This is a genomic window from Aliisedimentitalea scapharcae, assembly GCF_045277565.1.
GTDB classification, from domain to species: Bacteria; Pseudomonadota; Alphaproteobacteria; order Rhodobacterales; family Rhodobacteraceae; genus Aliisedimentitalea; species Aliisedimentitalea scapharcae.
This window is the reverse complement of record NZ_CP123584.1, coordinates 1,150,091-1,166,776: the sequence shown is the minus strand read 5'-3', so window position 1 is coordinate 1,166,776 and position 16,686 is coordinate 1,150,091. Positions and strand designations below refer to the sequence as shown.

General features: G+C 61.8%; 12 protein-coding genes. 2 read left to right on the top strand and 10 right to left on the bottom strand.

The features are described from left to right. Positions 1-199: 199 nt before the first annotated feature. Entirely contained in the window at positions 200-2,788 is a 2,589-nt protein-coding gene (locus QEZ52_RS05500) for a hypothetical protein (RefSeq protein ID WP_406648501.1), read from the top strand. Positions 2,789-2,897: 109 nt separating this feature from the next. On the opposite strand, the gene QEZ52_RS05495 is transcribed toward QEZ52_RS05500, so the two are convergent. From QEZ52_RS05495 to leuB, 9 genes are all read right to left on the bottom strand, one after another. After that, on the bottom strand, positions 2,898-3,413 hold the full coding sequence (locus QEZ52_RS05495) for a thioesterase family protein (protein WP_406648499.1): 516 nt from the start codon (positions 3,411-3,413) through the stop codon (positions 2,898-2,900). Positions 3,414-3,643: 230 nt separating this feature from the next. Further along, entirely contained in the window at positions 3,644-4,687 is a 1,044-nt protein-coding gene (locus QEZ52_RS05490) for an Ldh family oxidoreductase (RefSeq protein WP_406648498.1), read from the bottom strand. Next, complete coding sequence (locus QEZ52_RS05485) at positions 4,684-6,228, bottom strand: trimethylamine methyltransferase family protein (RefSeq protein ID WP_406648496.1); 1,545 nt, start codon at positions 6,226-6,228, stop codon at positions 4,684-4,686. The genes QEZ52_RS05490 and QEZ52_RS05485 overlap by 4 nt, the downstream gene beginning before the upstream one ends. After that, the gene (locus QEZ52_RS05480) at positions 6,225-7,556 is read right to left on the bottom strand and encodes an MmgE/PrpD family protein (RefSeq protein ID WP_406648494.1); all 1,332 of its coding nucleotides are present in this window, start codon (positions 7,554-7,556) and stop codon (positions 6,225-6,227) included. The genes QEZ52_RS05485 and QEZ52_RS05480 overlap by 4 nt, the downstream gene beginning before the upstream one ends. A 21-nt stretch (positions 7,557-7,577) precedes the next feature. Beyond that, entirely contained in the window at positions 7,578-8,564 is a 987-nt protein-coding gene (locus QEZ52_RS05475; protein ID WP_406648493.1) for a sterol desaturase family protein, read from the bottom strand. Positions 8,565-8,585: 21 nt separating this feature from the next. Continuing rightward, positions 8,586-10,070 carry an aldehyde dehydrogenase gene (locus tag QEZ52_RS05470; RefSeq protein ID WP_406648492.1) on the bottom strand — a complete coding sequence of 495 codons (1,485 nt, stop codon included), beginning with the start codon at positions 10,068-10,070 and terminating at the stop codon, positions 8,586-8,588. A 68-nt stretch (positions 10,071-10,138) separates the two neighbouring features. Continuing rightward, positions 10,139-11,752 (bottom strand): 5-guanidino-2-oxopentanoate decarboxylase, encoded by a 1,614-nt coding sequence (locus QEZ52_RS05465; protein ID WP_406648491.1) that lies wholly within the window; start codon positions 11,750-11,752, stop codon positions 10,139-10,141. Continuing rightward, positions 11,749-13,428, bottom strand: a complete 1,680-nt coding sequence (locus QEZ52_RS05460) for a GMC family oxidoreductase (RefSeq protein ID WP_406648489.1) — start codon at positions 13,426-13,428, stop codon at positions 11,749-11,751. The genes QEZ52_RS05465 and QEZ52_RS05460 overlap by 4 nt, the downstream gene beginning before the upstream one ends. Further along, on the bottom strand, positions 13,425-14,516 hold the full coding sequence (gene leuB, locus QEZ52_RS05455) for a 3-isopropylmalate dehydrogenase (RefSeq protein WP_406648487.1): 1,092 nt from the start codon (positions 14,514-14,516) through the stop codon (positions 13,425-13,427). Before leuB ends, QEZ52_RS05460 begins: the two co-directional genes overlap by 4 nt. 107 nt (positions 14,517-14,623) lie before the next feature. Here leuB and QEZ52_RS05450 point away from each other — a divergent pair, with 107 nt between their 5' ends. Next, the gene (locus QEZ52_RS05450) at positions 14,624-15,502 is read left to right on the top strand and encodes a LysR substrate-binding domain-containing protein (RefSeq protein WP_406648486.1); all 879 of its coding nucleotides are present in this window, start codon (positions 14,624-14,626) and stop codon (positions 15,500-15,502) included. Positions 15,503-15,564: 62 nt separating this feature from the next. On the opposite strand, the gene QEZ52_RS05445 is transcribed toward QEZ52_RS05450, so the two are convergent. Next, complete coding sequence (locus QEZ52_RS05445) at positions 15,565-16,617, bottom strand: zinc ABC transporter substrate-binding protein (RefSeq protein ID WP_406648485.1); 1,053 nt, start codon at positions 16,615-16,617, stop codon at positions 15,565-15,567. Positions 16,618-16,686: the final 69 nt, after the last annotated feature.

The following is a 16,686-nucleotide window of genomic DNA, read 5'->3' as shown; positions in this document are numbered from 1 at the left end:
CTCAAACACTGTTTCGCTAACTCGCCGGTATTGCAGCATGTTTCCCAACAAATGTGGCGAAAAATTGCCTCAAACGTGCCCGCTTTGTAGCGTCGAGGCTGGTCAAATGAGCCCTGCAAACACGAGGGCCAAACTTTGGCCGCTGTTGGAATTGTTTGCCAGGTTGCAGGCAATGGACGTTTTTTGGAGGGTGTGCGCGATGAGTTGGAGTTCCTACGGTTCCGGTACAAAATCGTACCACAATGGGGGTGTCGAAGGGGACAGCCTGTACCAATGGTACAAGGAACACCTTTTGAGCAAATACGGCTCTGAGGACGAGCCCTCCGAAGGCTCCGGTTCGGGCGGCACCAAAGGCTCAGGCTCCGGTGGCACCAAGGGCTCGGGCTCGGGCGGTACCAAAGGCTCAGGATCCGGCGGCACCAAAGGCTCAGGATCCGGCGGCACCAAGGGCTCCGGCTCAGGCGGCACCAAAGGCTCCGGCTCAGGCGGCACCAAAGGCTCCGGCTCAGGCGGCACCAAAGGCTCCGGCGGTACCAAGGGCTCAGGCTCAGGTGGGACCAAGGGCTCAGGCTCAGGCGGCACCAAGGGCTCAGGATCCGGCGGCACCAAGGGCTCAGGATCCGGCGGCACCAAAGGCTCAGGATCCGGCGGCACCAAGGGCTCAGGCTCCGGCGGCACCAGGGGCTCAGGCTCCGGCGGCACCAAGGGCTCAGGCTCGGGCGGCACCAAAGGCTCAGGCTCAGGCGGTACCAAAGGCTCAGGCTCTGGCGGCACCAAGGGCTCGGGCTCGGGCGGCACCAAGGGCTCAGGCTCGGGCGGTACCAAAGGCTCAGGCTCTGGCGGCACCAAGGGCTCGGGCTCGGGCGGCACCAAGGGCTCAGGCTCTGGCGGCACCAAAGGCTCAGGCTCCGGCGGCACCAAAGGCTCAGGCTCCGGCGGCACCAAAGGCTCAGGCTCCGGCGGCACCAAAGGCTCAGGCTCCGGCGGCACCAAAGGCTCAGGCTCCGGCGGTACCAAGGGCTCAGGCTCAGGTGGCACCAAAGGTTCAGGCTCCGGCGGAAGCAGCGAAGCACCACCCACTGGCACCGCTGGCGGCGGTGGCGGCGGTGGCGGCGGCGGCGAAACACCGGCCAAAGAGCCCTTAGAGATCAATGTTGGGACAGATCCGCAAGTTGTCATTTCGGTCCTGGACACACAGGGCGGAGGTCTATTCTTCCAAGTTCAACCGAACTATCTGACAGAAGTCGGCGACCTTGATGGCATCTTTTTCAACTTCACGGATGACAGCGTTCTTGATGATGTCAACTTGTACCCGGATATCAACACCTTGGGGGTCACAGGTAGCCAGTTCGATGCAAATTCCGTATCCCAGTTGAACAACGGCTTTGACGTTGGATCCAACTTTGATGGCATGATCCAATTCGGGACTGAGGATGATTCAACCGCTGGGAACACCCAAAACATCAACTTTACGTTGTGGGGCAGCGGGCTCACTCTGGATGATCTTGACCTCAACAGCCTGACAATTGTCTTGAATTCGGACACTGCAAACCCGCATGTCCTGTCTCATGACACCAGCGCATCGGCGAGCTCCAGCGACGCATACCACAATGGAGGCGTCGAAGGAGACACCCTGGATCAGTGGTATGACGACAAGCTCGCTGACGAATTTTCGGAGTCCAGCACCCAGGGCTCAGGCTCCGGCGGCACCAAAGGCTCAGGATCCGGCGGCACTAAAGGCTCCGGCTCAGGCGGTACCAAGGGCTCCGGCTCCGGTGGCACCAAAGGCTCCGGCTCAGGCGGTACCAAGGGCTCCGGCTCCGGTGGCACCAAAGGCTCAGGATCCGGCGGCACTAAAGGCTCCGGCTCAGGCGGTACCAAGGGCTCCGGCTCCGGTGGCACCAAAGGCTCAGGATCCGGCGGCACCAAAGGCTCAGGATCCGGCGGCACCAAGGGCTCAGGATCCGGTGGGACCAAGGGCTCAGGCTCCGGCGGTACCAAGGGCTCCGGCTCCGGTGGCACCAAAGGCTCAGGCTCAGGCGGCACTAAAGGCTCAGGATCCGGCGGCACCAAAGGCTCAGGCTCCGGTGGCACCAAAGGCTCAGGCTCGGGTGGTACCAAGGGCTCCGGCTCAGGTGGTACCAAAGGCTCCGGCTCTGGCGGCACCAAAGGCTCAGGCTCAGGCGGCACCAAGGGCTCAGGCTCCGGTGGCACCAAAGGCTCAGGCTCCGGTGGCACCAAAGGCTCAGGCTCGGGCGGCACCAAGGGCTCAGGCTCCGGTGGCACCAAGGGCTCAGGCTCGGGCGGCACCAAGGGCTCCGGCTCGGGCGGCACCAAGGGCTCAGGCTCGGGCGGCACCAAAGGCTCCGGCTCGGGCGGCACCAAGGGCTCAGGCTCGGGCGGTACCAAGGGCTCCGGCTCCGGCGGGACCAAAGACTCAGGCTCCGGTGGCACCAAGGGTTCGGGCTCGGGCGGCACCAAAGGCTCAGGCTCGGGCGGCACCAAGGGCTCAGGCTCGGGCACAGGCGGAACCTTCAGCATCGCTGCAACCCACGGGCTGCCCGACTTTGAGGGCGAACCGGTGTCAAGCGGTGGCACGGATGACGACGTGGTCTATGCCAGCGCCTCTGGTGGGTCTGGTAGCGGTGGAACCGGAGGGTCCTCCGGAACTGCTGGCAACACCGAGCTATATGACATCATGGCGCTGATGACGCAGTCTCAGGACGACGACCCGTCTGCACATGAACCCGATGACGAGGGCGACGATGATGATCTCGGGTTCCTCTGACCCCGCAAATCAATGACATCCACAGGGACGGGCTTGCCCGTCCCTGTGGATGTTTTCAATCCGGTCAACACCTGAAAGTTCAACTGAGCAGAGCAGGCACCGTGCTTCCCTACCGGCGCAATCCCAGGCTCGCCCCCAATTGGCGGGGACGCGCCATGGCTTTATGGTCAGATAGCATCCGCGAAAACCGACGCTGCGCCCAATCCGGATAGGCCGTCGATCGTGCTGTCTCGTGATCGACATTCATCGCAACGATCTCTTGTATGGCACACACCACCCCGTCAGGCTGGCGCATCATCTCACCAAAGAAATGCAGCCGTTTGTGATCGTGGTCGATCAAACGGAACTGCACGTCGAATTTCTGCCCTTCCAGCAGTTCCTGCAAAAATTGCATGTGCGATTGCAGCACGTAAGGCCCCTGACCCTCTGATTTGATGAACTCGGTGCCAATCCCCAGTTCGTGGTCAAATACCTTGTCGATGGCCTGATCAAAGGCGATCCCGTAATAGCCGACATTCATGTGCCCATTATAGTCGATCCATTCCGGGCGCACGATCTGATCACGAACGATCAGCGGCGCAGCATAGGGGCCATCATGACCCTGTTCGGGGAAAGATTTGGTCATCTGTATCCTCATTCTGGTTTTGCGTTCACAATGACGCGCCGCCCCCCGTCCGCCAAGACCGGACCCCGGCATCATTGGGAAAAACCCCTGTTGGCACAGGCACCCCAGCGCCTGGATCGACGCGCGACCGCCCCTCGCAGGCCAGCCTGCGGGGGGCCACGCCCAACGGGGAGCCCTGCATCTTTGATGCTGGGTTCCCGGGCGGGAGCGCTTGGCTTTCAGAGACCGGATCAGGCTTTCAGACCTGCTTCCAACTCCTGTATTTGCCGCCAGGTTGCTTTTGGAATTGCGATCCGATCACCAGATTTCACATATTGGTCGCGTTCGCGTTCGCCTGGCACTTCGACACAATCAAACCCCGGTGCCGGTGGACAGTTGCGCATGTCCGAAAGAACCGCCTCGGCCGCAACTTCCATGGCAGAGGTCTCGCGAAAATGGTCGCAACGAAGGGTGACCAACAGCCAATTGCATTCGGTCGATGACGGCCCCAGCATCGCTTCCCCAATCATCTCCCCCATCAACGCCAATCCATACCCCTTGTGCCCACCCGCAGGCAGAATGGCGCCCCCGGAAAAATACGCTTCCGGGTCCCGGCTCGGGTTTCCATCTCTATCAATCAGGCAACCGTCCGGCAGCTGCGCCCCGGCCGAGCGCGCCGCATAGATCCAGCCTCCGGCAATCTTGGAGGTGGCAAAGTCCAGCACCACCGGGCCGCGTGCTCCACCGGGAATTCCAATGCACCAGGGGTTGGTTGGCAACAGCCCCTTCGCTCCGCCATGCGGTGCGACCTGCGGCCAGTTTTTTCGATTTCCCCCACCAACACAGATGGTCAGAAACCCCTCTTGTCCCGCCTTGTCGGCAAACGCCCCATGGCGTCCGGTGTGGCCCACGTTGCGGATCGCCAGCGCCGACACACCCGTTCGCACTGCCATCTGCATACCCGTCTCATAGGCCTGCACCATCGCAGGGATACCGATACCACCCCCACCGTCCACATGGGTGGCCCCCGACGGAGCACGAATAACCTGCGTGTCAACGCCGACAGACAGATACCCGTTCTGCATCTGCTCTGCATATTGCAGGGTGCGCATCACACCATGGCTTTCCATACCCGACAAGGACGTTTCTGCCAGGTGCTCGGCCACACACCGCGCGACCTCTGGCGTGTTGCCCAACCGCTCAAAGATCGCGACCATACAGGACACCGCCTCGGCCTTGCTCACATTGACCCGTTGATCCTCTTGCAGGTCCAGCTTGCTCCGGGTGGCGGTCATAGATCTGCCTTTGGTAGCCGAATGGGGAACCTTGCGCGGATTTCAGCGTCGATCTCCGCAGGAATATGTTCGGATCGCGGTCCCCCCAATAACGCCTCAGTCCGGGCTCGCGCCTGTTCCAACAGGTCGCGGTCCGGAGCAGCTGCCCATTCCTGCGGTGTACGCCGATCCGCCAGCGCCGGATAGTAATAGTCGCTTTCCATCCGCTTCAGCGTCTGATCATGCCCCAGAAAATGCCCGGGCCCATCGACACAGACCTCGCGGATGACCTCCAGCGACAGGGTGTCGTCACTGACCTCGAACCCGCGCGTCGCCCGCAGGATCGACCCGATCATGTCATTGTCCAGAACAAAGCTCTCCAATGAACAACCCAAAAGCGACCCATACATCCCCGCAGCCTCATAAATCAGATTGGCCCCGGACAATGCCGACAACAGTTCGGTCACGCCTTTTTCATAGCCCGCCTGAAAATCCGGCATCTTGCTGTCGGTCATGCCCGCTGACACCGCGCAGGGAATATCGAAATGCTGTGCCATCTGGGCACAGGCCGCCATCAGCAGCCCCTGTTCGGCGCTGCCTCCCGACATCGCACCAGTGCGAAGATCGCTCACGAACGGCAACGCGCCAAAGGTCGCCGGGTGGCCCGGGTTCAACAGATTCACATAGACAAGCCCCGCCAGCACTTCGGCCGTTTGCTGCGCCACTGCTCCGGCCAGCGGCGCCGGGCTGGTGGCCCCCGCCTGCCCGGCCGAGACCAGCTTCAGGGGAATGCCGTGACGGGCAGCGCACTCGATCACGCCCAGCGCCTCTTCGGCGAAGGTCAACGGCGGCACGATGAAACAGGTCGAAACACAGAACGGCGGACGCGCGCGCAAGGCCTCGGGGCCGCCCACGATCATCTGCATCATCTGCACGGCGGCTTCCATGTTTTCCTCTGAGGTGAATGACCCACCAACCGGTTTCGCCGTCCCTTTGAGACAGGCATAGGCCGTGTTCAGGTCCATCTCGAACGGATCGCTTAGATCCCGCGCGACCACAGTGCGCTGAAACATGTGGATATTTGGCAGCGACTGGGCCAGCCGCGCCATATCGTAGAGATCCCTGAGCGCCGAGTCGCGGATCGTGCCTGTCAGGCTGTCGACGATATGCACTGCGGCTCCCGAGGTCCCCAGATGGATCCGGGTGCCCGACGGATCGATGTCATACTCAGGCATTTGCCCAAACAGCTTGAAACCCCGCCCCGCCACCTTGAGCATCCGCCGCACCAGATCCGCGGGCATCAGCAATCGCCCATCCTCGGTCAGCGAGCCGCCATTGTTGCAAACGGTTTCCACGCAATGTGGCGTGGCCCCCTTCAATCCGATCTCTTCCAGGATACGCAGGGCGGTGTCGCTGACCCTCTCGATCTCGCGCCGGGTAAACGGAGTATACCGCCCCCCTTCGATCCCTGGCCAGATGGCCGTGCTGGGGCCTGACCCGGCTCCATCCGCGCGATCAATCCGGCGGGCTGCGCGCCCACCGTTACGCCGGGTTCGGCTCATGTCGTTCCCTTTCTAAAGAATCCCGCTATGTCCTGGGTGTCACGCCAGCCAAGCAATCTGGTGAACTCCGTAGCCGCCCGTCCGGTGATAGAGCTGTATTTGGCTGCATATTGCGCGTCGGACATCGGGGTCTGTCGCGACCCCAACGGATAGTCACATAGCCCTCGCACCACTCGCCCGCCCTGCCCGACCAGCTCCAGCGCATCCGGTTGCGCCGGATCATAGTTCAGCGCGGGGTTCCGAGGCGCTACGGTGGTGACGTCGGTCACCGCGATCAGGCGGGCAACTTCGGGGCGCTGCCAGAAACCGGCAGCGCTGTCGGCCATGGTCAAATCACCGCTGACCAGAACTTGTGCGACACAGGCTGGCACGGAAAACAACGCCTCGGTCTGGGTTGTGGGCTGGTCAAAGGGCAGGATTGCCTTGTGAAAATCCGGCAAGCTTGCCCGCACCTGCACCACCTCGTCATGCGCCATCTGCCGACGCAGTTCCAGCGCAGCGGTCATCAGACGATGGATATAGCTACACGACGGCCAGGGCTTTATCAGCAACCCGTATTCCTGCAGAGCCCACGGCCGCCCCAGTTTTGCGATCGCATGGGCAAAGCTGTCGGGCGTCCCGGCCCCCATCAGCCCGTTGAACCCGCGGTCGCTGTCCAGCACCTGTGGTTTGCCTGTCGCTCCGGCACGGGCAAGCATCGCCGCTTCAAACCCTGCTCGGGCTGCTTGTCCGGCCTGCAACGGTTTGACGCTGGAGCCGAACTGTATGGTATAGCCCGTTGCCTGCGACACAGAGATTGCCATGGCATGAGCGGATTGCTCCCTGTCCAAACCCAAGGCCCGCGCACAGGCCGCCGCTGCCCCGATCGCTCCCAGGGTCGCTGTCGAATGGAAGCCTCGGGTATAGTGACCCAGCGTTACCGCCTCGCCCAACCGACAGATCATTTCAAACCCGACGCAATAGGCGTTCAGCATCTGTGCGCCGGTCAGGGGCACGACTTCAGCCACTGCCAATACCGCGGGCAGGATCACAATGGTCGGATGGGTATTGCCTGGCTCCTCCCAGTCATCCAGATCATAGGCGTGTCCCGACACCGCATTGCCCAGCGCCGCATAGCCGGGGGCCACCTGCTGCCCCGCGCCATACAGCGGCGCATTGCCCGCCCCGACCACGACCAGAACAGAACGCACCCGTGTCGCGACCTCGCTGTCGGTCCCTGCGAGAATACAGCCGAAACAATCGGCCACAGCCCGTGTCACCATCGGGTGCACATCAGCCGGCGCATCGGCAGTGGCGACAAATTCAGCGCAAGAGGTGAGTGTCATCATTTCTGGTCCGCCATATTGCCTTCACCTGTACATCTGTTTCTTGCGCTCCCGGGTGGCGCGGGTGGCGGTGTCGCTGCCGTCATGAAAGGATCCAAACATCACATCCCAGGGCATCTCGGCGGTTCCATAATTGCATTCGAAATACCGATGGTGCAGCTGGTGAAAGAAATCTCCCGCACTAAAACGCCTGCGCCCACCCGACACGATACCTTCGAAACCGGAATGCGACACCGCCGGGTTCAGCCCGTTCAGATAGGCATGGAACAACACGTGAACCGGGTGTGATGGCACCACCAGATGGATCAGCAAGGACGAGAAATAGATGGCTGTTTCCACCGGATGCATCGAAATCCCGGCCCAGGGACCGATATTGATGTTCCGGTGATGCAGCGCGTGCGCCAGTTTATACAATGGCGGCCAATGCAGCCAGCGATGCACCCAATAGAAATGAAAGCTGGACCAGATCGGAAGGATCAACAGCCAGGCAATGAACCAGATCGGGTTGTCGGCAAAATTGATCTGCGGCGCATAGCCATTGGCTGCAGTCCAGAAATACAGCACCTCATAGGCGGTCCAGAACCCCACGCCGCTGATCAGCGACCAGAACATATTGTCCCAGACCTGATTGCGAAACGTGAAATGCCCGTTGCTGGCGGTCTGGTCGCGGGCGTCGAACTTCAGCGTTCTGCCCTGCCGCTTTAGCGTGATCAGCCACAGATGCAGCCCTCCTGCCACCAATGTCAGCAACACGATATTGCGCAGCCAGATCTGGGCGATCCACCCAGGAGACAGGGTCTGCATCTGGGTCCACTCGGGTTGGAACCAGGCATAGACACCCCACGCCAGGGCCAGCTCGATCGTGACCGAACTGAGCGTCAGCCAATATTGCGCAATCCATTTGATCCAGGCGACAGGGCGCGGTGGCCAACTGAGGATTGGTGACACCGGAATCGGCAAATCCGGATGGTGGTTCCAGGTGCCGGCCTTGGGCGTGGGGTCCGGTGTCATGTGATGTACCCTCTGATTTTATCAGTCTGCAAAAGGATCGGGTTGATGCGGATCGGTGGAGAGCCAGACCGATTTGGTCTGTAGGAAACAGCGCATCCCCTCCCACCCGTTTTCGCGCCCATAGCCAGACTGTTTGTACCCCCCTACCGGGGACTGGGTGGCCGCGTTGAAATAGTTGTTGATATAGACGGTCCCGGCTTCGATCCGGTCGGCCATGCGCATGGCGCGGGTCACGTCCCGCGACCAGATCCCGGCAGCCAGACCAAAGATCGTGTCATTGGCAGCGCGGATCACCTCGACCTCATCCTCCCAGGCTTCGGTTGACACCACCGGGCCGAACACTTCGGTCTGAGCCAGATCCGACCCGTTTGGCACATCGGCAAAGATTGTCGGGCCAATGTAATACCCCTGATCGCGACAGGCGCTGCGCCCATCCAGCAGCATCCGATGCCCGGCAGCCTCGGCCGCGTCAATTTTCTGCAATACGGACTCGTAATGCGGACGGTTGGCCATGGGGCCAATCTGGGTCGCGGGATCATTCGGATCCCCCACCCGGGCCTTTTTGACAACCTCGACCAGCTTGTCCGTGAATGCGTCGATCACGGATTTATGCACCAACAGGCGCGAACCCGAGATACAGCTTTGACCGCCTGCCGGAAAGATCCCCGCCGCCACGCCATTCACGGCCAGATCCAGGTCGGCGTCCGGCAGCACGATTTGGGGAGATTTGCCGCCCAACTCCATCACGATGGGTTTGACCTGACGGGCCGCGATGCTGGCCGCCGCCCGCCCCCCCGCGGTGCCACCGGTAAAGGAGACCATGCGGACATCCGGATGATCGATCAGCGGCTCGCCCGTGGTGCGGCCAAAACCGGTCACCACATTCAACACCCCCGGTGGCAGATCTGCCTCGAGCAACACATCCATCAACTCGAGCGTCGAACAGGAAGAGTGTTCGGATGGTTTCAGAACCACCGTGTTCCCAGCAGCCAGACAGGGGGCGAGCTTCCAGATCAGGGTTCCCAATGGCGAATTCCAGGGCAGGATCTGGCCGACCACGCCAAAGGGTTCCCATTTGACGTAATTGTGGATGTTGGGCGCCTCGGCCGGGATAACCCGGCCTTCGAACTTGTCACACAGGCCAGCATAGTAATGCCAACTGTCCACCTGCCACTGGCCAGAACGCAGACCAGGAGTGATGGCCCCGGGCAGCTTGCCATTGTCGCGGGTTTCCATGACGCCCAGCCGGTCGGCATGCGTGCTGATCACATCCCCAATCCGGCGCAGCACCCGCCCCCGTTCTGCGGGCATCATCCGCCCCCAGGGACCGCCGTAAAAGGCGGATTTGGCAGCCGCCACCGCCCGGTTCACATCTTGCGACCGGCAATCGGGAACCCTGGCCCACACGCGACCGTCGGCCGGATTTTCACTATCGAAATATTGTCCCGAAGCCGGCTCGTGCCAGGCGTTGTTGACAAAATACCCGAAGGTTCGAACGTCAGTCATTGATTATCCTCAAAGATCTCAGGCAAGGCGATTGAAACCGCATTGCTGCATTGGGCGGGACACGGCGATCACCTCAACCATTCGGCCTCCTCCTGTACGACGATCACGGTGGGACGATCAGCCGACAGCGCGGCACCAAAGGCATTTCGAAACGCCTTTTCGCTCTCTGGCCGATGCGCATGGCACTGGCACGCCTGCGCCAATGCAACAAAGTCCGGGTTCATCCCGTCGACCCCGACGCGCTGGATACTGCGCAGGTCCATGTCGTCCTGGATTTGTTTCAACCCGCCATTTTCCCAGATGATGATAGGCAGCGACAATCCCAGTTCGGCGGCCACCATCAGCTCGGGCATGGTAAACATGAACCCACCATCCCCGGCGAGCACCACAACCGGTGTTTCGGGGCGAGCCATCTTGGCCCCCACTGCATTGGGCAGCCCATTGCCCAAAGCACAGAACCCGGCCGGATAGAACCACTGGCGCGGCTTTTGCACATCAAAGGCAAAGGCTCCGGTATAGACCAGCTGGCAGGCATCCCCAGAAAACACCGTTCGTTCTGGTGCCACCTCGCGCAGGATATTCAGGAACTTCAGATGCTTACGCTCTGACACAGTCAGATTGGCCCGGATCTGTTCGCGGATTGACGCCACCGCCGCCGTGCCCGCGGCCCTGACCGCCCGACAATCATGATCTGACAAATAGGCCGCCAAATCGTCCATAGATGGCCCTGCGTCACCGATTATTCCCAATGTCGCCGGGTAGAAGTCATTGATCTTGTGGGGATCAATGTCGAGTCGGATAAGATCTCCGTTCAGTTCCAGCCGCTCGACAAAGCTGTCGGTTTCGGCCAGTTCGGTGCCGACTGCCAATATCACATCCGCCGTGGCCAGATAGTCGCGCACCTCGGGGCGCACGGTCGACCCGCTCAGGTGCAGCGGGTGATCGTCCGGCAAGATACCCTTGCCCGCCGTTGATGAAATCACCACCGCGCCACAACGTTCGACCGCCTTGGCCAACCCACCAGAGGCTTCGGTCGCCCCGCCGCCGACCATGATCACCGGGCGCTGTGCGTCCTTGAGCATTGCCGCCGCCGTCGGCAGCTTGCCCGCTGCCGGTTCCGGGCGGTCCGGCAGGCGCACCGGTTGCCAATCACCTTCGACCATCTCGGCCTGCACATCCATCGGCAACGAGATATGCACCGGACGCGGTCTCTGGCTGGCAAAGATCGAAAACGCCTGGGCTAACAGCTCGGGGACATCTGCCGCGCGCCGGGCCGTGGCCGACAACGCGGTCAGCGGCTCGGTCACCTTCTTCTGTTCGGTGATTTCATGCAGCACACCCCAGCCCTTGCCGATGGTATGGCTGTCCGGTTCTGCCGAAATCAGTAACATCGGCAGGCTGTCGGCATAACATTGTCCCAACGCCGTGGCCGCATTGGTCACGCCGGGGCCGGAGATCACCACGGCAACGCCGACCTCACCCGTGGCCCGGGCCCAACCTTCGGCCATGAACCCGGCACCCTGTTCGTTGCGGGTCTGAACATGGCGCAGCGCACCTGAATTGCCCCCCCCTGTCAGCCCCCGACAGATGTCCAACGTATGAACGCCAGGAATGCCGAACACCGTGGTCACACCATAGTTCGCCAACAGGCGCATTGTTGCTTCGCCGCATGTCATACTCATGCTGCAGTCTCCCTTGGATCGTTTGCCGTCAGTTGCGGACGTCCCCGGATCATATCCGCCGCCCGTTCGGCCAACATGATCACAGGCGCGCCGATATTTCCACTCACCATGTCAGGCAGAGCCGAGGCATCAACAACCCGCAGCCCCTGCACCCCCCGCACCCGGAATTCCCCGTCCAGTACCGCGCCCGGGTCGCCTTCGGCCCCGATCCGCGCGGTGCAGGCCGGATGGTGCCCGGTGGTGACCAGCTCGCGGATCGATTGGCGCAGATCCTCATCGGTTTGACAGGCCGCACCGGGGCTCAGCTCGGCGTCACCAACACCGTCAAAGGCGGGCTGGGCCATCACCCGGCGCAGGTGCCGCATTCCTTCAACCAGATCAAAAAAGTCGCTGTCATCGCTGAAATAGCCGGCATCAATCACCGGCGCCTGCAGGGGATCCGCCGAGGCAAGCCGCACCTGCCCGCAGCTGCGCGGGCGCAGCAGGTTGATGTCGAACTGCAACCCCGGCTCGGCGATCTTGCCCCGCGCAATCATCGCCTTGCCCAGATGGCTGAGTGATTGCAGGCTGAACCCCTTCTGGTTCACCGCCGAATCCTCGCGCACAACCATGGGGGTGAAAAACACCTCCAGTTCCGGCATCTCTGAATCGCGGATCGCGTGAAACAGGGCCGAGGCCCAGAACGGAGAGGCCGCAGGCCCCGACCGCGAAAACAGCCATTGCGCCCCCATCACCATCGCCCGATCCAGCCGCTGAAACCGGGCCATCGACAGGCTTGCGTCGCGCAGGCCGAATTGCATCGGCATATTCGGGTGGTCATACAAGGTCTGCCCCACCCCGGGCAGGTCCTGAACCATGTCGATCCCGTGCTCTGCCAGATGCGCGCCCGGTCCGATGCCCGACAGCATCAGCGCCTTGGGCGTTTCAAAGGCCCCCAGACACAGGATCACTTCGTGCCGCGCCCGCATTTCCCCCTGCGGGGTCAGGATCGCAACCGCACGGCGGTCTTTGGTCACCACCTTCAACACCGGGCAGCCGGTCATCACGGTCAGGTTCTTTGGAACGGGGTTCAGATAGGCCTCTGCCGTGCTTTGGCGCAGCCCGCCGCTGGCCTTGACGTCCAGCCGTCCGACACCGGTCTGGCTGGTGCCATTGAAATCCGTATTCACCGGTGCCCCGGCCTGCTGGCAGGCCGCGACAAAGACCCGGTTGATCCGGTCATAGTTCCCTGCCGGTGTCACCTTGAGCGGACCCGTGGTGTCATGATGCGCCTCTCCGCCACGGTGCTGCGCGCCCGCCGAGCGTCGAAAATAGGGCAGCACATCGCCATAGGACCAGCCCACCAGCCCCTTTTGCCGCCAGCGGTCATAGTCAGCAGCATTGCCCCGGATATAGATCATCCCGTTCAGCAACGACGAACCGCCCAGCCCCTTGCCGCGCGGATAATAGATCTGCCGCCCGTTCAACCCTGGCTGTGGCGTGCTCAAATACCCCCAGTCATACTTCGGGTTCGAATGCACCATGCCGACCCCGGCGGGCATCCGGGCAAAGATTGTTTTTGCCGGACCTCCTGCTTCGATCAGCAGAACCCGCGTGGTCGGATCTTCGCACAGGCGCGCGGCCAGAACACAGCCTGCCGACCCGGCCCCGGCAATGACATAATCCCAGTCGCTCATGGTGCAAGCTCACGGATCACGGCGTCGGCGACATCCTGGGTCGCATGCGTCCCGCCAATATCAGGCGTCCCGATTCCGGCGCTCAGAACCCGCTCGACGGCCTGTTCAATCTGGCTCTGCAGATCCGGACGCCCGACGGTATAGCGAAACATCATCGCAACGCTCAGGATCATGCCGAATGGGTTGGCAATGCCCTGTCCTGCTATATCGGGTGCGCTGCCGTGGACCGGCTCGTAGATCCCTTTGATCCGCGCGCCCACAACCGGCACATCACACAGGCAGGCCGAGGGCAACATGCCCAGGCTGCCGGACACGACCGCGGCCAGGTCGCTCAGGAAGTCGCCAATCAGATTGCACCCCACGATCACATCAAATGCGGCCGGGTCACGGGCCATCTGATAGGCGCAATTGTCGGCATACATATGGGTCAGGGCCATGTCTGGGAATTCCCCGGCCACCTCGTCTGCAACCTGTCGCCACAGCTTGTAGCTCTCCATCACATTGGCTTTGTCCGCCGATACGATCCGGCCCGACCGCTGACGCGCCAGTTCGAACCCGGCACGCATGATGCGGCTCACTTCGCGGTCGTCATAGGCCGCGGTGTCATAGCCATAGCGCACACCGTCCCGCAGGGTCTGGCCCCGCGGTTGCGCGAACATCACGCCCCCGCACATCTCGCGCAGAACCATGATGTCGGCATCTTCGGCCACCCCCGGCCGAAAGGGGGTGCGCTCTGCCAACGGTGCCCAGAACCGCGCCGGACGCAGTCCGGCAAAACTGTCCAGCGCGTGACGCAGACGCATCAATCCGTCCTGCATCTCGGGGCCGCCGTCGACCCGGATATCATCCCATTGCGGCCCACCCACAGCCCCCACCAGAACCGCATCCGCAGATTTCGCCCGTGCCAGAGTTTCGTCATGCAGAAAGGTTCCGTGCTGGTCCCAGGCCGCCCCATGCAGCAGATCATGCTGCACATTCAGCTGCAGATCATTCCGCCCGGCGACTGTTTCAGCCACCGCCAACCCGGCTTCGAGCACTTCGGGACCAATCCCGTCGCCGCCCAGCGCCAATATGTCCAGTTTCTGCATCGCCGTGGTCCCACAGTGTATCGACACTGAAACCCTAGCCCCCTTGCTTTTGCAAAAAAACGCGGAAATGATGAATACTCATCATTCAATCAGGGAATGATCCAACGATGAAAACTCTCCCTCCACTCAGTCAGTTTCAGGCCTTTGAAGCGGCCGCGCGCCATCTCAGCTTTTCGCGGTCGGCCATCGAACTGAACGTGCAACAACCTGCGATCTCACGTCAGATCGGCGCGTTGGAAGCCGCCCTGGGTGTCAAACTGTTTCTTCGCAGCAAACCCAATCTGACCCTGACACCGGAAGGTGAAACCCTGTTTGCGGCTGTTTCGTCGGGGTTGGAGGCCATTCGCAACGGCGCGCGCTCTGTCCAGCAGGTCCAGCGGGACGATGTGATCGTGGTGAATGCCGCAATCGGGTTCACATCGCTGTACCTTCTGCCGCGCATGGCGGAATTTCAGGCGCGGTTTCCCGATGTCAGGCTCGAAGTCGTGACCCGCGACCAAAACCCCGACTACGACCCTGCCCTATGTGACATCACGGTGGTATTCGGGGCGCGGGGCCCGGTCGGCATGTCGGCCAAGATGATCTTTAACGAAGAACTCATACCGGTCTGCGCACCCGGTTATCTGAGGAATGATACCCCTTTGCCGTTGGCCGATCTGGCCAACCAGCATCTCCTGCATATGTCCAGCCCGGATCATGGCGGCGACTGGGGGCTGTATTTTGCCGAAACCAACCTGATGCCGCCCGAACCGCGGTCCTTTGAGCGGATCCTCAGCTATATGGTCTATCTACGCGCCATCCAGATGGGCAACGGGATCGGATTGGGGTGGGGACGCCTGATTGACGAACTTCTGGCCAGCGGATCGCTGGTACCGGCCTGCACACGCACATGGCACACCGATCGCGGCTACTTCTGCTGTATCACGCCACGCGCGGCAGACACGCCCGCCGCCCTGGCCTTTCAGGAGTGGATCACGCGCGGCTGACCCGTCTTCCGGTCCAGCTGCGCTACCCTGTGGCCCACGCCCTCAACGGATGCGTTGCAGGCTCAACACTTTGCAATGTTGTCTGCCAGATCGCGCAACACCGCCTCATACAGCCCAGCACCTGTGGCCAGCTCGGCCCCGACCGGATCCAGGATTGCAATATTGGCCGGTCCGTCGTTGAAGACGGCAGAAAACAGGCCGGGGTTGAACTGTGGTTCGGCAAAGGCACAGGTGATGCCCTGTTCGAGCACTGCGTTTCGGACTTCGGCGACCCGGGCCGCACCGGGCATTGCCGCATCGCCAGACATCACTGCGGCGGCAATACTCAGATCAAAGCGGCGGTCGAAATATTGATACGCATCGTGGAACACCATAAAGCGGCGATCCTTGACCGGGGCCAGCTGTTCGGCGATCTGCCGCATGGCCGTCTGAAGCTCCGCCTGACCAGCTTGGGCGTTCGCGGCATAGGTCTCGGAGTTATCAGGATCGAGACGGGATAGCTCGGCCGCGATGACGCCCAACCACAGCTGACCATTCACCGGGTCGAGCCACACATGGGCGTCCATTCCCATATGCGCCGCGTGGTCGACTTCATGATCGCCATCGCCGTCGTGATCGTCGCCGTGCTGTTCATCACCGTCGTGATCATCGGCGTGATCATCGGCGTGACCCTCATCGTGGCCATCGCCGTCGTGGCCGTCATCGTCATGGCCCTCGTCATCGTGGCCATCATCGTCGTGATGGTCCTCAAACACAGCCACATCCCGTACGGGCCACAGCACAGTGCCCTCCACCGCCATCAATTCGATCCGCGTCGCATCACCTGCGAGCGTATCGAGCGGTTGCTCCAACCAAGGGGTCAGCGCCTCGCCCGTCCAGACCACCATGTCCGCGTCCGCCAGCAATCGGGCCCGAGACGGGCGCAACGCATAATCATGCGGCGACTCGCCTGGGCGCAACAATGCCTCGGGCTCCCCGACTCCCACCATCACCCGGGCCACCAGCGATTGGATCGGCGCAATATCGGTCACGACCTGCGGCACCTCCGCATCAGCTGTTGAAACAATACTGCAGGTCGCTGCGACACAGGCAATCAAAGAGGTAGGCAAGCGCATGGATCTCTCCAGTGTAATCTTATAACATTGCCGCGCTTGATAGATGTGATAGTATCACATATCAAGACC